Genomic DNA, 16369 nt, shown 5'->3' on the forward strand with positions numbered 1-16369 from the left:
GGTTGGGGCACCCCGGAGCAGATCACCGACCCGCAGTACGCGACGACGGCGTTCCTCAAGGGTTTGAAGCAGGTCGACGGGTGGCAGGACATGCCGCTGACCGACGCCGCGCAGACGGTGCAGGTGTCGGCCTACCCGGACGCTTACGCCCAGTGGGAGCAGCAGGCCGCCGACCTGGTTGGCCAGTACTGGAACAGCTGACCCGTACAACAGCACCAGCGCACGACACCGACCGCTGGCCGGCACCCGCAACCGGGGTGCCGGCCAGCGGCATTTCCGTTCCCGTGCGGCAGGCACCTGCTCGCTGGTTTCGCCGCCGGGAGCGGGTGTCGTGGTCGTGAGGCGACCGGCGGTGCAGCGAGGTAACGCGGGACGGTTCGGCGGATTGCGGAACAACGCGGGGGGCGGGCTGGTTGTGGACAGTGTCGGTGTGACTCAGTGTCCCCGGGCCTCACCTAATATCGCCCTCGCGGAATACCGTTCGGCTGGAGCCGCGTCGTGCCACTCGCCGAGAGGCGACCTGCACACCGACACCAGCGCCGCCCCCGGCCCACCAGCCGGGGGCGGCGCTGTCTGTGCTCCTCCGTCGGAACGTCGCGGCACAATGTCCGGATGACTGACGCGCAGCCGTGGTCCGAGCAGTCTGGTGTACTCGTACTCCCCAGTGGGGCGACGGTGCGCGGACGCCGCGTCGCTGCCGCGACCTCGCCCGCCGACTTCGCCGTGCTGCTGGCACCTGGTCCGGAGCCAGCCTGGCCGCACCGGCGGATCCGGTGGCCCGATTTCTGGGTGCCGCTCGACCGCGCCGAAGCCCTTGACGTCCTACGGGAGGCGCTGCGACGGGCCCACGACGGTGAACGTGTCGAGGTGGCCTGTCGGGGTGGGGTGGGTCGTACCGGAACGGCCCTGGCCGCTCTGACGATCCTCGACGGTCTGCCGGTCGAGCGGGCGGTGCCGTGGGTTCGGGCCGGCTACCACCCGAAGGCGGTGGAAACCCCCTGGCAGCGGCGCTGGCTGCGCCGCGTCACCTGACACCGCCGCCGAGCGCCGCCGCGCAACCCGCCGCGACCGAACCGCCGCCGCTCAACCGCCGCCGCTCAACCCGCTGCGACCGGAGCGCTGCTGTGCCAACTGCCCGTGACGCCACGCCAGCCGACCGCCGCCGGCGCCGCCGGACCGCAGCCACTGGTGCCGGCACCCGTCGCCGCCGTGCTCCGGCCGGTAGCGGGGCGGCGGTGTCTGTCAGCCCTGGCCGATCACCGCCGGGTCGTTGACGTACTCGCGGAGGTGCTTGGCGGTGAGGGTGTCGCCGGTGGCGACCAGTTCGGCCGGTGTGCCGGTGAAGACGACGCGGCCGCCGTCGTGGCCGGCGCCGGGGCCGAGGTCGATGAGCCAGTCGGCGTGTGCCATGACCGCCTGGTGGTGCTCGATGACGATCACGGTGTTTCCGGCGTCGACCATGCGGTCGAGCAGGGCCAGGAGTTGATCCACGTCGGCCAGGTGCAGGCCCGTTGTCGGTTCGTCCAGGACGTACGTGGTGGTCTTCTCGGCAAGGTGGATGGCGAGCTTGAGTCGTTGCCGCTCCCCGCCGGACAGGGTGGTCAGTGGTTGGCCGAGGCTGAGGTAGCCCAGCCCGACGTCGACCAACCGGCCGAGGATGAGGTGCGCCGCCCCGCTGGGAAAGAACGCGTACGCCTCGGTGACCGACATGGCCAGCACCTCGCTGATGTTCTTGCCGCGCAGCGTGTACGTCAGCACCTCGTCGGTGAAGCGCCGCCCCTCGCATCGTTCGCAGACGCTGGCGACGCCAGCCATCATCGCCAGGTCGGTGTAGATGAGCCCGATTCCCTTGCAGGTCGGGCAGGCGCCCTCGGAGTTGGCGCTGAACAGTGCGGCCTTGACCCCGTTGGCCTTGGCGAAGGCGGTGCGGATCGGGTCGAGCAGCCCGCTGTAGGTGGCCGGGTTGCTGCGTCGTGAGCCACGGATCGCGGACTGGTCGACGATGACGACCCCGGACCGGCCGCGCAGCGAACCGTGGATCAGTGAACTCTTGCCGGAGCCGGCCACGCCGGTGACCACGGTGAGGACCCCGAGCGGGATGTCCACGTCGACGTTGTGCAGGTTGTGCAGGTCGGCCTGGCGGATGGCGAGCTGCCCGGTGGGTTGGCGTACCGCCTCGCGCACCGTCGCCCGGTGGTCCAGGTGCCGCCCGGTGAGCGTGTCGGAGCGGCGCAGGCCGGGGATGTCGCCGGTGAAACAGATCCGGCCTCCGTCGGTGCCGGCGCCCGGTCCGAGGTCGACCACGTGGTCGGCGATGGCGATGGTCTCCGGTTTGTGTTCCACCACCAGCACGGTGTTGCCCTTGTCGCGCAGCCGCAGCAGCAGGTCGTTCATCCGGGCGATGTCGTGCGGGTGCAGGCCGACTGTGGGTTCGTCGAAGACGTAGGTGACGTCGGAGAGGCTGGAGCCGAGGTGCCGGACCATCTTCACCCGTTGCGCCTCGCCGCCGGAGAGGGTCGCCGACTCGCGGTCCAGACTGAGGTAGCCCAGACCGATCTCGACCAGGGAGTCCAGCAGGTCGCGAAGGTTGGCGACGAGCGGCGCGGCCCCCGGGTCGTCGACGGTACGGACGAACGCGGCCAGGTCGCTGATCTGCATGGCTGAGCAGTCGGCGATGTTGAGCCCGGCGATCCGTGACGACAGGGCCGCCGCGTTGAGTCGGGTGCCGCCGCAGTCGCCGCAGCTGGTGAAGGTGACCGCCCGGTCGACGAAGGCGCGGATGTGCTGTTGCATCGACTCGCGGTCCTTGCTCAGGAGGAGCCGCTTGACCTTGACCGCCAGCCCTTCGTACGTCCAGTTGTTGCCGCCAACCTTGATCTTGGTGGCCGGCTTGTGCAGGAAGTCCTCCCACTGTTGCGGGGTGAAGTCCTGAAGTTTGACGTCCGGGTCGAACAGGCCGGAGCCGACGATGGTCTGCCAGTACCAGGAGTCGACAGCGAAGTTGGGCACCGTGATCGCGCCGTCGTTGAGGGAACGCTCGACGTCGACCAGCTCGTTGACGTCGAGGTCGGAGACCCGGCCCAGCCCCTCGCAGGTGGGGCACATGCCCTCGGGCAGGTTGAAGCTGAACGCCCCGGCGCCGCCGATGGACGGCTGGCCGAGCCGGCTGTAGAGGATCCGCAGCATGGCGTACGCGTCGGTGGCGGTGCCGACCGTGGAGCGGGAGTTGACCCCCATCCGCTCCTGGTCGACGACGATGGCGGCGCTGAGGTTGCGCAGCGAGTCGACGTCCGGCCGGCTGAGGTTCGGCATGAACGACTGGAGGAACGCGCTGTAGGTCTCGTTGATCATGCGCTGGGACTCGGCGGCGATGGTGCCGAAGACCAGCGACGACTTGCCCGACCCGGAGACACCTGTGAAGACGGTCAACCGGCGTTTGGGGATGTCGACCGAGACGTCGGCGAGATTGTTCTCCCGCGCCCCGCGTACCTCGATCATGTCGTGGCTGTCGGCGGCGGACCATGCTGGCTGCGACATACGGACCCTTCACAGAATCGTGGCGGGACCTCGCCCCGCCGAGCACTGGCGGGTTCCATTGTCTCATTCATCCCCATGTAGAGCCTTTCGCCGAGAATCAAGCGCAGGCTGTGGCGCTACGTCCGGGAAAGTCTCAAATCACGTCGTAAGCGGTACGGTGGCTCGCGTGGACGTCGCCGCGAAAGATCGGCTGCGCGCCGTGGACCTGGCGGCCACCGTCGGGATCTCGGTGCAGCAGGTGCGCAACTACGTCGAGTTGGGGGTGCTGCCGCCGGTGCGCCGCACTGCCAGCGGCTACCGGATCTTCACCGCCGAGCACGCCCGCGCGCTGACAGTGGCGCGGCGGTTGGCCGAGGGGCACGGCTGGAGCCGTACCCGGGAGATCATGGCGGCGGTGCACGCGGGTGACCTGCCGGCGGCGCTGGCGGCGCTCGACGGCGGCCATGCCGAGCTGGACCGGGAACGCGCCGAGATTCGCCGGGTGCTCGGCGCCTTCGAGACCGTGCTGGCCAGCCCACCGGTGGCCCGACCCGCGCCACGCCACGGCGTGCGCATCGGCGAGGTCGCCGCCCTGGTCGGGGTCCGGACCTCGCAGCTGCGGCTGTGGGAGGAGCGCGAGCTGCTGCGGCCGGGCCGCACCCAGGGCACCAACTACCGGGTGTACGACGAGGCGGAGCTACGTGCGGCGCAGGTCATCGCGTTGCTGCGCCGGGGCGCGTACCCGTTCGAGATCATCGCCGCGGTGCTGGGCGAGCTGCGGACCACCGGCAGCGCCCAGCGGGTCCGCGCCGAGCTGGGCCGCCGCGAGCAGGAGCTGCACACCCGCAGCCTGCGCCGGCTGCGGGGCACCGCCGCGCTGCACGACTACCTGCGCGCTCGCGGCGACGCGAGTTGACCGGCATCCCGTCCCGCCGGGCGATCTTCCTGACTAGGGTCGGGCACATGAGAGCTGCGCTGCTGGCGGCCACGACGTCCGCCGTCCTGCTCGCTCCCGTGCCGGTCGGTGCGACGGGAGCGTCCGCCGCGCCGACGGTGCGCTGCCCCCGGGTCCCGGCCCCGGCGGCGTCCCGCCCACCCCGGCCCTCGCCCCCACCCGCCGTCGGTGAGCAACGGATGATCGGCGGCGCGGCGCTGGACACTGCCGGCCTGGTCGTGCCGGCCGGGGTCGCCGCGCCGCCGAGGGTCACCGCCGCGTCGTGGCTGGTCGCCGACCTGGACAGCGGCCAGGTGCTCGGCGGCTGCGGCCCCCACGAGTACGGCACGCCGGCGAGCGTGCAGAAGCTCCTGCTGGCGGCCACGATGCTGCCCAAGCTCGACCCGAAGCAGACGGTCGCCGTCACCGACGCGGACATGAACATCGAACCCGGCTCCTCGGCCGTGGGCCTGGTCGCGGGCGGCCGGTACACCATCGAGACCATCTGGCTGGGGTTGCTGCTCAACTCCGGCAACGAAGCCGCCAACGCCCTCGCGCGACTCGGCAGCGGGATGGACAGCGCCGCCGGCGTGCGCGCCATGAACGAGCACGCGCACCACCTCGGCGCGCTCCAGACGCACGCTGTCACCCCGTCCGGGCTGGACGGCAAGGGGCAGTTCACCAGCGCGTACGACCTGGCGTTGATCGCCCGGGCCTGCTTCGCCCAGCCGACCTTCCGCCGGTACGCGCTGACCGAGCAGACGTCGATTCCGCCCCAGCCGGCGCAACGCACCAAGGGCTTCGAGATCCAGAACGAGAACCAGCTCATCTACCGGTACCCGGGGGCGCTCGGGGGCAAGACCGGCTTCACCGACCTGGCCCGGCACACCTACGTGGGGGCGGCGGAACGCGGCGGGCGGCGACTCGTGGTGACCCTGCTGGGCGCCGAATCGACGCCGGTGCGCGGCTGGGAGCAGGGCGCCGCCCTCCTGGACTGGGGCTTCACGCTGCCGGGGGACGCCGCCGTGGGTCGACTGGTCGAGCCCGGCGAGCTGACCGCCAAGCCGTCGGCGGCGCCGTCCGCGCTGGCGGCACCCGGCGCGCCCCGACCGGCGGCGGCCAGCGGGCCCGCGCGTACCGGCTCGGGGTGGCTCTGGTCGGTGACCGCGGTGAGCGGCGCGACGGTGGTGGCGTTCTCCGGCGGCCTGCTGTGGCGGCGTCGCCGCCGGATGCCCTGACGGATCGACATCTGGCGCTGCCCTCCATAGACTCCGGTCTTTCTGGCACCACCAGTCCAGGAGGATCCCTGTGTCGAGTGAACTCGAACCGCGCCCCGCAGTGGCGGCACCCCGCCGGCCGGTGCGCGCCCTGACCCGCCTCGCGGGGGTGACAGTGCTCGCCGGGGCGCTGGCCGTCGGCTCGTCCGCCACCGCGCTCGCCGCCCCGGGCCCGTCGGCCGACAGCGTGCGCCTCTCCGCCGCGCCGAACGCCGCTGCCGACGCCACCACCCGACCACCGCGCAGCACCCACGGTCCGTGCGCCTACACCGAGGCCCCTGACGAACCCGCGGCCCGGCCGGTTGCGCTACCGCCCGACCCGCGACGCACCCCGGCCCGGGGCAGCGTCCGGGTGACACTGGCGACCAACCACGGGCCCATCGGGTTGACACTGGATCGAGCCGCGGCGCCGTGCACGGTGCAGAGCTTCCTGCACCTGGTGAGCAAGCGGTTCTACGACCGCACCCCGTGCCACCGGCTCACCGCGTACCCGACGCTGAGCGTGCTGCAGTGCGGTGACCCGTCCGGCACCGGTGAGGGCGGCCCTGGCTACCGGTACCGCGACGAGTTGCCGACCGACCTGCCGCCCGCGCCCACCGACCCGACCGGGGAGCGCCGGGTGTACGCCCGTGGCGTGCTGGCCATGGCCAACGCCGGGCCGGACACCAACGGCAGCCAGTTCTTCCTGGTCTACGCCAACTCCGCGCTGCGCCCCAACTACACGATCTTCGGCGAGGTCGACCGGGCCGGCCTGGCCACGCTGGACCGGATCGCCGCCGGGGGAGTGGCGCCGACCGCCGAGGACCCGGCGCCTGTCGACGGGGCGCCCGCCCTGCCGGTGACCATCCGCAAGGCCGTCCGCTGGCACCATCACCACTGACCGTGCGGCGCGGTGGGTGACAGTCGGTCGCTCACCGCGCCGGCCGGGGTGACGTCCGGTCGGGCACGGCCTTGCCGGAATTTTCGGGAACGGACCGGAACCGGTCCAACCGGTTTCCGACGCAGTTCCGGCCATCACGCCGAGGCAGGCGACCCGGTCAGCGGGGCGGCGGTGCTGTCCCGGACGACCATCTCGGTGGCGAGTTCCACCCGGGGCGAGTCGATGCCCTCGCCCTGGGCCAGGCGCAGCACGGTCCGGGCCGCCAACCGTCCCATCTCGACCAACGGCTGGCGCACTGTGGTCAGCGGCGGCGAGGCCCAGCGGGCTTCCGGCAGGTCGTCGAACCCGACCACGCTCACGTCGTCCGGCACCCGCAGCCCGCGACGCCGGATGGCCTCGTAGACACCGAAGGCCATCTGGTCGCTGGAGGCGAAGATGCCGGTCGGCGGGTCGGCGAGGTCGAGCAGCGCGGTCCCGCCGGCGAACCCGGAGGCGTGGTAGAAGTCGCCCGGGTAGATCAGCGCGTCGTCCACCGGCACCCCGGCCGCCTCCAGGCCGGCCCGGTAACCGTCGAGCCGGGCCCTGCTGCACAGCAGGTGCGTCGGCCCGGCGACGAAACCGATACGCCGGTGCCCGATCGCGAGGAGGTGTTCGGTCGCGGCGAGTCCGCCGGCCCAGTTGGTGGCACCGATGGTCGGCACGTCCATGGCCGGCACGCCGGCCGGGTCCACGACCACCACCGGCACGTTGAGGCGACGCAGCTGCGCGTGCAGCGGCGGGCTCAGGTGCGAGGTCACGAAGATGACGCCGTCGGTGGCCCTGGTGCGGAGGTTCTGCAACCACTGCCGGGCCGCCGTGGGCTGCCGGTGGATCGCGGAGACCACAGTGCCGACGCCCGCCCCGTGCCCGACATCCTCCACGCCCCGGATGATCTCCACGGCCCAGGGGCTGTCCAGGTCGTTGAAGACCAGGTCGACGAGACCGGCACGGCGAACGCTGCGGCTGGTGCGACGCCGGTAGCCGTGGTGGCGCAACAATTCCTCGACCCGCTCGCGGGTGTCCGGGGCCACATCGGAGCGACCGTTGAGCACCCGTGACACGGTCGGCACCGACACCCCGGCCTCCCGTGCGATCGCGGTGATGGTCACCCTGCGTCCGTCGTCCGCGCCCACCCGCGTCTCCTTCACCGAGCCGGAGGAACGACCACCAGGCGTCGCCCACCGTGTGTCCCGAAACGGCGTGCCCGTTCCACGCGTCATCTTGCCTCACCGATGGGGGTTGACGACATGCCAGGCCGATCGAAGCTTCGCTTGAGTTGCGGAAAAGTTCCGGAGTTTTTCCGGTTACTTTCGGTTGGTGGACCACATGGATATTGGGATGGTGACAGTTGGTGGGCTGATAGACAGGACTCGTGCGCTACCGCCTGGCCGTCGTGCTCGCGCTCGCCGCGCTGCTCGGCGGCTGCTCGCGGCCGGAGCCCCGCCCCGCGCCGGCCACGGCACAGCCGACGCCGGCGAGCCCCACACCCCCACCCGCGCCGACCCCGTCCACCTCCGTGGCAGCCCCGCTGCCGGGGTTCGTGGTGCTGACCGACCTCGACCCGCGCATCCACGCCGACATCCGGTACGCCACACCGCACAACTTCGTCGGCCGGCCGGTCACCGGCTATCGCCAGCCGCTGTGCCTGCTCACCCGGCAGGCGGCCGAGGCGTTGCGCCGCGTACAGGACGCCGCGCTGGCCGGCGGGCACAGCCTCAAGGTGTACGACTGCTACCGCCCGCAACCGGCGGTGGACGACTTCGTCGCCTGGTCGAAACGCCCCGACGAGCAGCAGACGAAGGCCGAGTTCTACCCGGACCTGGCCAAGAACCGGCTCTTCGCCGACGGGTACATCGGCGCTCCCACCGCGCACAGCCGCGGCAGCACCCTGGACCTGACTCTGGTCGACGAGCCCGCCGCCAGCCAACCTCCGTACCGGGTCGGCCAACCGCTGCTCGCCTGCACCGCGCCGCGCGGGCAGCGCTTCGCTGACAACAGCATCGACATGGGTACGGGCTTCGACTGTTTCGACCCCCGGGCGCACACCGCCGACCCCCGCATCACCGGGACGGCGCGGGACAACCGTCGCTTGTTGCAACGGTTGATGACCGACGCCGGGTTCGTCAACTACGACCGCGAGTGGTGGCACTACAGCCTGCGCGACGAGCCGTACCCGGACACGTTCTTCGCCGCCCCGGTCGACCGTTCCTCGGTCGGCTGACCCGCGCAGCGGGCGGCCCGGCCCAGCCGCCGCCGAGGCCGTCCGGAATGATCGTTTCAATGACCACCGAACGGATCGGCCCCCCGGTTACCGGCGACGAGCGGGAGACGCTGCGCGCGTTCCTCGACTTCCACCGCGCCACGCTGGCCCTCAAGTGCGAGGGTCTCTCCGACGGGGACCTGCGCCGGCAGTCGATGCCGCCCTCCACCCTGTCCCTGCTCGGCCTGGTGCGACACATGGCCGAGGTGGAGCGCGCCTGGTTCCGGCGGGTCATCGACGGCGAGGACATCCCGCTGGTGTGGTCGCAGACCGGCGACTTCCAGCAGGCGTACGACGCCAGCTCGGCCACCCGGGCCGAGGCGTTCGACGCCTGGGAGCGTGAGGTCGCGCACGCCCGCCGGATCGAGCGGGCCGCCGCGTCGCTCGACGTGACCGGCCGCAACGCCCGCTCCGGCGAGACCGTGTCACTGCGGCTGGTGATGCTGCACCTGATCCACGAGTACGCCCGACACAACGGCCACGCCGATCTTCTCCGCGAAGGCATCGACGGCGCCGTCGGCGTCTAGCCCGGGGTCAGGTCCAGTAGAGGATCCGGCAGGCCGGGACGCGGGCGGTCAGCTCGGCGGTGAACCAGTCGCGCAGCTCGGTCATCTGTTCGCGGGGGTAGACGTACTTCACCGCGCCGAACTTGCCGTGCTTGCGGGTGCGGGACTCCTCGTCCATCTCCAGCCGGGTGCGCGGGTACCAGCCGAGCAGCACCTCCTTGCTGCCCGGCGTGAACCGGTGGGTGATCAGCTCGGCGGTCAGGTCCACATCCGGCACTCCGTCGACCGCCGCGCGGACCTGGTCGAGCAGGTCGCCGTAGTGCTCCCGCCAGTCGGGCAGCGCGATGATCGGCGCGATGGTCAGCCCGACCGGGTAGCCGTCGAGGGCGAGCCGACGCAGCGCGGCCAGCCGGTCCGGCACCCGGGCGGTGCCGCCCTCGAACCGTTGGCTGACCGGGGCGCAGTTGACGCTGAAGCGGACCCGGGTCCGGCCTGCGTGCGGCAGGCCGACGAAGGTGTCCACGTCGGCGTACTTGGTGGTCCAGCGCAACTGCACGGGGGCGTCCCAGTCGGCGAAGTGCTGAACCGCGCGCCGCCAACTGCCGGTCAGGTGCTCCAGGGCGAGCGGGTCGGTGTAGCAGGACGCCTCGAAGGTGGTGCCCTCGTCGGCGCGCCGCGCGTTGCGGCTGGTCACCGTGCCGCGCCCGGCGTACGCGGCCAGCCCGGCGAGGATGTCGTCGAGGTCGGCGTACACCCGGGTCACCGGTGGGCCGGACAGGGATCCGGCGAGGTAGCAGTACTGACAGTGCGCCGGGCAGCCCTCGGCCAGGTCGACCCGCCAGTCCGCGCTGGGCGCGATGGGTTGCAGGACCCGCCGCGAGGGTGGGCTCACCACGATCGCCATTGTCGACTTGGCCCGCGCGTAGGTCTCCCGGTCGGTCTGCCCGCGTACCCCGGTGAGCCGGTTGGCGCGCAGGTGTTCCACCTCGATGCCGAGTGCCCGCACCCGTTCGACGATCCGTTGGCCGTGCGGGTGGTCGAGCGCTGCGGGGGTGGCCACCACCCGGCTCGGGGTCCAGCGGCGCGCCGACCGGGCCGGCGGCGCGAGGCCGGCCAGGTCGCGGATCGGCACCTGTTCGCCGCTGGCGTCGTGCGGCGCGGCGGGCACGTCCACGGCGAGCGGCCTGTCGACGTCGACGGCGTCCGGGCTGGTCATCCGGCGGGGGTACCCGTTGTCGTAGGAATCCCACCCGTTCGGGCGATCGGCGATTGACGCGATCAGGTCAGAGGAATAACCTTTCGTCTATCTGTAAACCTTGTGAACAGATGTACCTCGACGCGGCGGCGCGCGTCCCCACCGAAGGGACGATCAGGTGATCGCAGAACTCTCCTCCCGTACCAGACGGATCCTGTCGTTGTTCGTCGCCCTGGTCGTCGCCGTGACCGCCGGTGTCGCTGTCAGCGCCTCGCGCAGTGCGCAGGCCGCGCCGACGTTCAAGGTCCTGGCCTTCTACAACGGCACCTGGGACGCCGCACACATCGACTTTGTCAAGGACGCCCGGGCCTGGTTCCCGCAGGCCGCCGCCCAGTACGGCTTCTCCTGGGAGGCCACCAACAACTGGAGCCTGCTGAACACCGCCAACCTGGCCCAGTACAAGGTCGTCATGTTCCTCGACGACGCGCCGCCCACCGGGCAACGCGCCGCGTTCCAGCAGTACATGCAGAACGGCGGAGCGTGGTTGGGCTTCCACGTCAGCGCGTGGACCGACAACCCGTCGAGCTGGAGCTGGTACTACAACACCTTCCTCGGCACCGGCGCGTTCCAGACGAACACCTGGGGACCCACCCGGGTCACGATGCGCGCCGACAACCGCACCCACGCCGCCACCCGGAACCTGCCGGCGACGTTCCCGTCGTCGATCAGCGAGTGGTACTCCTGGAGCAACGACCTGCGGCAGAACCCCAACATCGACATCCTCGCGTCGGTCGACCCGTCCAGCTTCCCGGTCGGCACCGATCCCAACCAGTCCTGGTACGGCGGCTACTACCCGCTCGTCTGGAGCAACCGGCAGTACAAGATGCTCTACGCCAACTTCGGCCACAACGCGATGAACTACAGCACCAACACCGGGCTGTCGTCGACCTTCGACAGCGCCCAACAGAACCAGCTGCTGATCGACGGGCTGCACTGGCTCGCCGGCGTCGGCACCGTCCCACCGACCACGCCCCCGCCGTCCGACGGCATCTCGCCGACCGCCTGGCACACGGCTGTCAACCGGGCCAGTGGCAAGTGCGTGGACGCCCGCGCCGCCGCCAGCGCGAACGGCACCGCGATCCAGCAGTACGCGTGCAACAGCAGCACCGCCCAGCAGTACCAGTTCGCGCCGACCAGCGGCGGGTACCTACGGGTCAACAACCGCAACAACAGCGCCCAAGTGCTCGACGTGAAGGACCGGTCGACGGCCGACTCGGCGCCGATCCAGCTCTGGTCCTACAGCGGCGGCAACAACCAGCAGTGGCGGGCCGAGCCCGAGAGCGGCGGCTACTACCGCCTGGTCAACCGCTCCAGCGGCAAGTGTCTCGACGTGCCGGGCGCGTCCACGGCGGACAGCGTCCAGCTCATCCAGTACACCTGCAACGGCACCGCGGCGCAGTCGTTCCGGCTGGTGCCGCAGTCATAGCTCCACTGCCACGTCCGCGCCGGGGTGAACAGCGACTCGCCCCGGCGCGGCTGCGGCGCGAGCGAACCGGGCGGCGACGTCCCGGACGACGGTGAGCAGCTCCGGCGGGTCGAGCACGTCGAAGTCGACAGCCAGGGTGCCGAGGAGAGCGGCAAGACTGCCCAGCGACTCGCCGCCGGTGTGCAGCAGGCAGGCCCGCTCGTCGATCGCCTCCAGCGGACCCGTGCCCGTGAGTGTGCCCTACGACAGCGTGCCGGCGGTTCGTCGACCGTGCGCGGGGATATCCATTGCGGACGCGCCGCCGCAATCCTACTGTCGTCGGTGCACAGTGAACCGAGCAACCCGGAGGGAGTACGCCATGTCGCGAAGCGTCCGCACCGACGCCCGCTGGTGCCTGCTCTTCGCCGGCACCCCTGTGCGGTTGACCGCCGACACCCGTGCCTACTGCCCATCGCGGCGCGACGAGCCGGGGTGGCGCGACTGACGCCGACGCTGACGCGTCCGCCGGCCGCCCATCCCACCGGGATCGGGCGGCTCTTTCGTATCCGCGCACCGCCGCTGGCCGCCAAATATGATCATTAACGGTCACCGCACGACAGAAGGAGACCACTATGGGATTCACCCCTCTCGCCGGTACCCGGGCACCGGTCCGGGTCTGGACCGACCCGTACGCCATCGAGCCGCAGGCCGCCAAGCAGCTGCGCAACATCGGCGCGCTGCAGTGGGTGCAGGGTGTCGCCGTCATGCCCGACGTGCACTTCGGCAAGGGCGCCACTGTCGGCTCGGTGATCGCGATGCGGCAGGCCGTCTCGCCGGCCGCGGTCGGCGTCGACATCGGCTGCGGGATGTCGGCGGTCCGTACCTCGCTGACCGCCGCCGACCTGCCGGACGACCTGGCCGGGCTGCGCTCCGCGATCGAGGCCACCATCCCGGTCGGCTTCGCCCAGCGCAAGGACTCGGTAGACACCCGTCGGATCCGGGGCCTGGAGCAGGCCGGCTGGGACGACTTCTGGGGCCGGTTCGCCGGCCTGGACCGGCGGGTGGCGCAGCTGGAGACGCGGGCGCAGCGGCAGATCGGCACCCTCGGCGGGGGTAACCACTTCATCGAGGTCTGCCTGGAGCAGGGCGGCGCCGACGAGGGGCGGGTCTGGCTGATGCTGCACTCCGGGTCCCGCAACATCGGCAAGGAGCTGGCCGAGCGGCACATCGGGGTGGCCCGGGGGCTGCCGCACAACGCCGACCTTCCGGACCGGGATTTGGCCGTGTTCCTCGCCGGGACGCCGGAGATGGACGCGTACCGGCGGGATCTGTGGTGGGCGCAGGAGTACGCGCGGCGCAACCGGGCGGTCATGCTGGCCCTGCTCTGCGGCGTGGTGCGTGAGCACTTCCCGCAGGTCGGCTACGACGAGCCGATCAGCTGCCACCACAACTACGTCTCCGAGGAGAGCTACGACGGGGTGGACGTGCTGGTGACCCGCAAGGGCGCCATCCGGGCCGGCCGGGGTGACCTGGGCATCATCCCCGGGTCGATGGGCACCGGGTCGTACATCGTGCGGGGGCGGGGGAACCCGGACGCGTACTGCTCGGCGTCGCACGGGGCGGGGCGTCGGATGTCCCGGGCGCAGGCCAAGCGGACGTTCAGCACTGACGATCTGGCCGCGCAGACCGCCGGGGTGGAGTGCCGCAAGGACGCCGGGGTGGTCGACGAGATCCCCGGCGCGTACAAGGACATCACTGAGGTGATGGCCCAGCAGGAGGACCTGGTCGAGGTGGTCGCGCACCTCAAGCAGGTGGTCTGCGTGAAGGGCTGACCTGCCGTGCGGACCGGGGAGACCGGCCCGCACGGCAGCTGGTCAGAAGCCCACGAAGACTCGGCGCAGGTCGTCGAGGGTCACCGAGCCGGTCACCTGCACCCCGTCGGGGGTGTGCTGCGGGCCCAGCCGTCCGGTGGCCAGCCGCAGCCACGCCTCGGCCGGGGCCACCAGCTCCCCGTCGGGACGCTCCGGCGCGTCGACGATCTCGACCTGCTCGCCCAGCCGCAGCCCGAACGTCCGCTCGGGGGCGTGCAGCCGGACCAGCACTGTGGCTTCCCGGCCGGCCAGCTCCTGGGGTCGGCTGGTCCAGGCCAGCATGCCGCCGATCTGGTCGAGCAGCAGCGCCACCGCACCCGGCGTCACCGCCGCGAACCTGTTGAACGCCACCTCGGCGTCCCACTGGTGCAGGGCGAACTCGCTGAGCCGGAACCGGGCCGCGGTGGCCACGTCGACCGGCTCCGGCAGGAAGCCGAGGTCGATCCGCATCGAGGCCCGGGTGTCGGCGTCCAGCGCCTCGTACGCCTCGACCAGCCGTTCGTTGGTGGCGAGGAAGCCGGCGGCGTGCTCGGCCGGGGACATCGCGTCCCAGCGTGCCCAGACGCCACGGTTGAAGTCCCCGTCCGGACCGGGCGCGCCGGAACGGGCGGCGTCCAGCGTCGCCAGGTTGATCTCGGCGCCGCTGCCCAGGTGGCTCAGCACCTGGGAAACCTGCCACTCGCTGGCCCCCGACGGCCGGAGCAGGTCGTCCTCCTTGAGGTCCCGTACGAGCGCGGCGAGCTCCTCGTGGCCCGCCCGCAGAGCTGTGATGATCTGGTCAGCAGGGGTCGACATGGGTCTCCTCAAACGGATTTTCGACGATGGTCGGGACGTTACCGGACGTGGCCACCGGCCGGCCCGCCCCGGTGTCGGGCGAGTTCCGGCCGGCGGCCACGTCGGTCAGGCTCAGCCCATGTGCACCGTGCTGCCGGTCGGGATGTCCTCCTTGCGGACCTTCACCAGCACCAGGGTGGCCAGTCCGGCGAGCACGATCAACGCCGCGCCCCAGGCGAAGGCCACCCGGTAGCCGTGCACCAGCGCCTCGACCTGGTTGACCGGGTTCGGCGCCCGACCGACCAGATAGGCGGCGACCGCGCTGGTGTAGAAGGTGTTCAGCAGCGCGGTGCCGAGCGAGCCACCGATCTGCTGGGTGGCGTTGAGCGTCGCGCTGGCCGCGCCGGCGTCGTGCTCCGGCACCCCGACCAGGGCGAGGCTGGACAGCGGGACGAAGGTGAAGCCCAGCCCCAGGCCCAGGACGACCTGCGCGGGCAGCAGGTGGGTGAGGAACGAGGTGTCCACGTCGATCTGCGTCAGCACCAGCATGCCCACGGCGGCGAGCACCGAGCCGGCGACCATCAGCGGCTTGGCACCCAGGCGGGGCATCAGCTGGCTGGCACCACCAGCGGCGATCAGCACACCTGCGGTGACCGGCAGGGACGCGAGACCAGCTTCGAGGGGCTTGTACTGCAACACCACCTGGAAGTAGAAGGTCAGGAAGAGGAACGCCCCGAACAGGCCGGCGCCGATCAGCGTCGAGGTGAGGAACGCCCCGCCCCGGTTGCGGTCCAGCACGATCCGCAGTGGCAGCAGCGGGTGGCTGGAGCGCAGCTCGATCACCACGAAGGCGGCGAGCAGCACCACGCCCGCGGCGATGAAACCGAGCGTCGCTGTGGCGTCCCAGCCGTCCTCGGCGGCCTTGGTGAAGCCGTAGACCAGGGAGACCAGGCCGGCGGTCACCACTATCGCACCGGGTACGTCGTAGCGGGTGTTGCCGTGCGCCCGGCTCTCCGGCACCAGCGGCAGCGCGAAGGCGATGGCGATGGCGGCGACCGGGATGTTGACCAGCAGGCACCAGCGCCAGTCGGCGTACTCGGTGAGCACACCGCCGAGCAGCAGACCGACCGCCGACCCGCCGCCGGCGATCGCGCCGTACACCGCGAAGGCCTTGGCCCGCTCGGTGGCCTCGGTGAACAGGACGGTGAGCAGTGCCAGCGCGGCCGGGGCGAGCAGCGCGCCGAAGGCGCCCTGCAACGCGCGGGCGGCGAAGAGCATCTCACCGGTGGTGGCCAGACCGCCCAGGGCGGAGGCGAGCGCGAAACCGGTCATGCCGACGATGAAGGTGCGCTTGCGCCCCCAGTAGTCGGCGATGCGACCGCCGAGCAGCAGCAGACCACCGAAGGCCAGCGTGTAGGCGGTGATCACCCACTGCCGGTTCGCGTCGGTGATCCCCAGGTCCGCCTGGGCCTGCGGCAGCGCGATGTTCACGATGGTGGCGTCCAGGACGACCATCAGCTGTGAGACCGCGATGACCGCCAGCGCGATCCAGCGCCGCGGGTGCGGTGCGCCTGTCGACGCCCCGGCGTTGGGCGCGCCGGGCGCGGTCGAGGTGGTTCCGGGCATGGTGAAGCCTTCCGTGTTGCGAATAT

General features: G+C 71.5%; 15 protein-coding genes and 1 pseudogene. 10 read left to right on the forward strand and 6 right to left on the reverse strand.

Features of this window, described 5'->3' with window-relative positions; genetic code table 11:
- Both AB0B94_RS10190 and AB0B94_RS10195 read left to right on the forward strand, forming a co-directional pair.
- Nucleotides 1-201, forward strand: a pseudogene (locus tag AB0B94_RS10190) (hypothetical protein); the annotation flags it as partial.
- A gap of 411 nt (nt 202-612) precedes the next feature.
- Entirely contained in the window at nt 613-1032 is a 420-nt protein-coding gene (locus AB0B94_RS10195; RefSeq protein WP_357271056.1) for a protein-tyrosine phosphatase family protein, read from the forward strand.
- Between the two features lie 210 nt (nt 1033-1242).
- Here the strand turns inward: AB0B94_RS10195 and AB0B94_RS10200 are convergent, their stop codons facing one another.
- Nucleotides 1243-3537 carry an excinuclease ABC subunit UvrA gene (locus AB0B94_RS10200; RefSeq protein ID WP_357271059.1) on the reverse strand — a complete coding sequence of 765 codons (2295 nt, stop codon included), beginning with the start codon at nt 3535-3537 and terminating at the stop codon, nt 1243-1245.
- Nucleotides 3538-3703: 166 nt separating this feature from the next.
- Here AB0B94_RS10200 and AB0B94_RS10205 point away from each other — a divergent pair, with 166 nt between their 5' ends.
- The 3 genes from AB0B94_RS10205 to AB0B94_RS10215 all read left to right on the forward strand — a co-directional run bounded on the left by AB0B94_RS10205 (nt 3704) and on the right by AB0B94_RS10215 (nt 6607).
- On the forward strand, nt 3704-4432 hold the full coding sequence (locus tag AB0B94_RS10205; protein ID WP_357271062.1) for a MerR family transcriptional regulator: 729 nt from the start codon (nt 3704-3706) through the stop codon (nt 4430-4432).
- A 47-nt stretch (nt 4433-4479) separates the two neighbouring features.
- Complete coding sequence (locus AB0B94_RS10210) at nt 4480-5688, forward strand: D-alanyl-D-alanine carboxypeptidase (RefSeq protein ID WP_357271065.1); 1209 nt, start codon at nt 4480-4482, stop codon at nt 5686-5688.
- 130 nt (nt 5689-5818) lie between these two features.
- Nucleotides 5819-6607 (forward strand): peptidylprolyl isomerase, encoded by a 789-nt coding sequence (locus tag AB0B94_RS10215; protein WP_357273802.1) that lies wholly within the window; start codon nt 5819-5821, stop codon nt 6605-6607.
- A gap of 134 nt (nt 6608-6741) precedes the next feature.
- Here AB0B94_RS10215 and AB0B94_RS10220 read toward each other — a convergent pair whose 3' ends face one another.
- Nucleotides 6742-7779 (reverse strand): LacI family DNA-binding transcriptional regulator, encoded by a 1038-nt coding sequence (locus AB0B94_RS10220; protein ID WP_238669558.1) that lies wholly within the window; start codon nt 7777-7779, stop codon nt 6742-6744.
- Between the two features lie 239 nt (nt 7780-8018).
- Here AB0B94_RS10220 and AB0B94_RS10225 point away from each other — a divergent pair, with 239 nt between their 5' ends.
- Both AB0B94_RS10225 and AB0B94_RS10230 read left to right on the forward strand, forming a co-directional pair.
- The gene (locus AB0B94_RS10225) at nt 8019-8867 is read left to right on the forward strand and encodes a M15 family metallopeptidase (RefSeq protein WP_357271068.1); all 849 of its coding nucleotides are present in this window, start codon (nt 8019-8021) and stop codon (nt 8865-8867) included.
- A gap of 59 nt (nt 8868-8926) precedes the next feature.
- The gene (locus tag AB0B94_RS10230) at nt 8927-9433 is read left to right on the forward strand and encodes a DinB family protein (protein WP_357271071.1); all 507 of its coding nucleotides are present in this window, start codon (nt 8927-8929) and stop codon (nt 9431-9433) included.
- A 7-nt stretch (nt 9434-9440) separates the two neighbouring features.
- Here AB0B94_RS10230 and AB0B94_RS10235 read toward each other — a convergent pair whose 3' ends face one another.
- Nucleotides 9441-10628, reverse strand: coding sequence for a spore photoproduct lyase family protein (locus AB0B94_RS10235; protein WP_357271075.1), 1188 nt, complete (start codon nt 10626-10628; stop codon nt 9441-9443).
- A gap of 157 nt (nt 10629-10785) precedes the next feature.
- Between AB0B94_RS10235 and AB0B94_RS10240 the strand changes: the two genes are divergently transcribed.
- A complete protein-coding gene (locus AB0B94_RS10240) occupies nt 10786-12093 on the forward strand; it encodes an RICIN domain-containing protein (RefSeq protein WP_357271079.1) in 1308 nt (435 codons plus the stop codon).
- Here the strand turns inward: AB0B94_RS10240 and AB0B94_RS10245 are convergent.
- Complete coding sequence (locus AB0B94_RS10245; protein WP_357271082.1) at nt 12088-12210, reverse strand: hypothetical protein; 123 nt, start codon at nt 12208-12210, stop codon at nt 12088-12090. The two genes, AB0B94_RS10240 and AB0B94_RS10245, sit on opposite strands and share 6 nt — an antisense overlap.
- A gap of 241 nt (nt 12211-12451) precedes the next feature.
- On the opposite strand from AB0B94_RS10245, the gene AB0B94_RS10250 reads away from it, so the two are divergent.
- A complete protein-coding gene (locus tag AB0B94_RS10250) occupies nt 12452-12577 on the forward strand; it encodes a hypothetical protein (protein ID WP_357271085.1) in 126 nt (41 codons plus the stop codon).
- 127 nt (nt 12578-12704) lie between these two features.
- Nucleotides 12705-13904 (forward strand): RtcB family protein, encoded by a 1200-nt coding sequence (locus AB0B94_RS10255; protein ID WP_357271088.1) that lies wholly within the window; start codon nt 12705-12707, stop codon nt 13902-13904.
- Nucleotides 13905-13946: 42 nt separating this feature from the next.
- Here the strand turns inward: AB0B94_RS10255 and AB0B94_RS10260 are convergent, their stop codons facing one another.
- On the reverse strand, nt 13947-14738 hold the full coding sequence (locus tag AB0B94_RS10260) for a maleylpyruvate isomerase family mycothiol-dependent enzyme (protein ID WP_357271091.1): 792 nt from the start codon (nt 14736-14738) through the stop codon (nt 13947-13949).
- Nucleotides 14739-14849: 111 nt separating this feature from the next.
- Nucleotides 14850-16343: an MFS transporter gene (locus tag AB0B94_RS10265; protein WP_357271094.1), complete on the reverse strand. Its 1494-nt coding sequence runs from the start codon at nt 16341-16343 to the stop codon at nt 14850-14852.
- Nucleotides 16344-16369 lie beyond the last annotated feature (26 nt).

The sequence above is a fragment of the Micromonospora sp. NPDC048986 genome (genome assembly GCF_040649335.1).
Lineage (GTDB): Bacteria > Actinomycetota > Actinomycetes > Mycobacteriales > Micromonosporaceae > Micromonospora > Micromonospora alfalfae.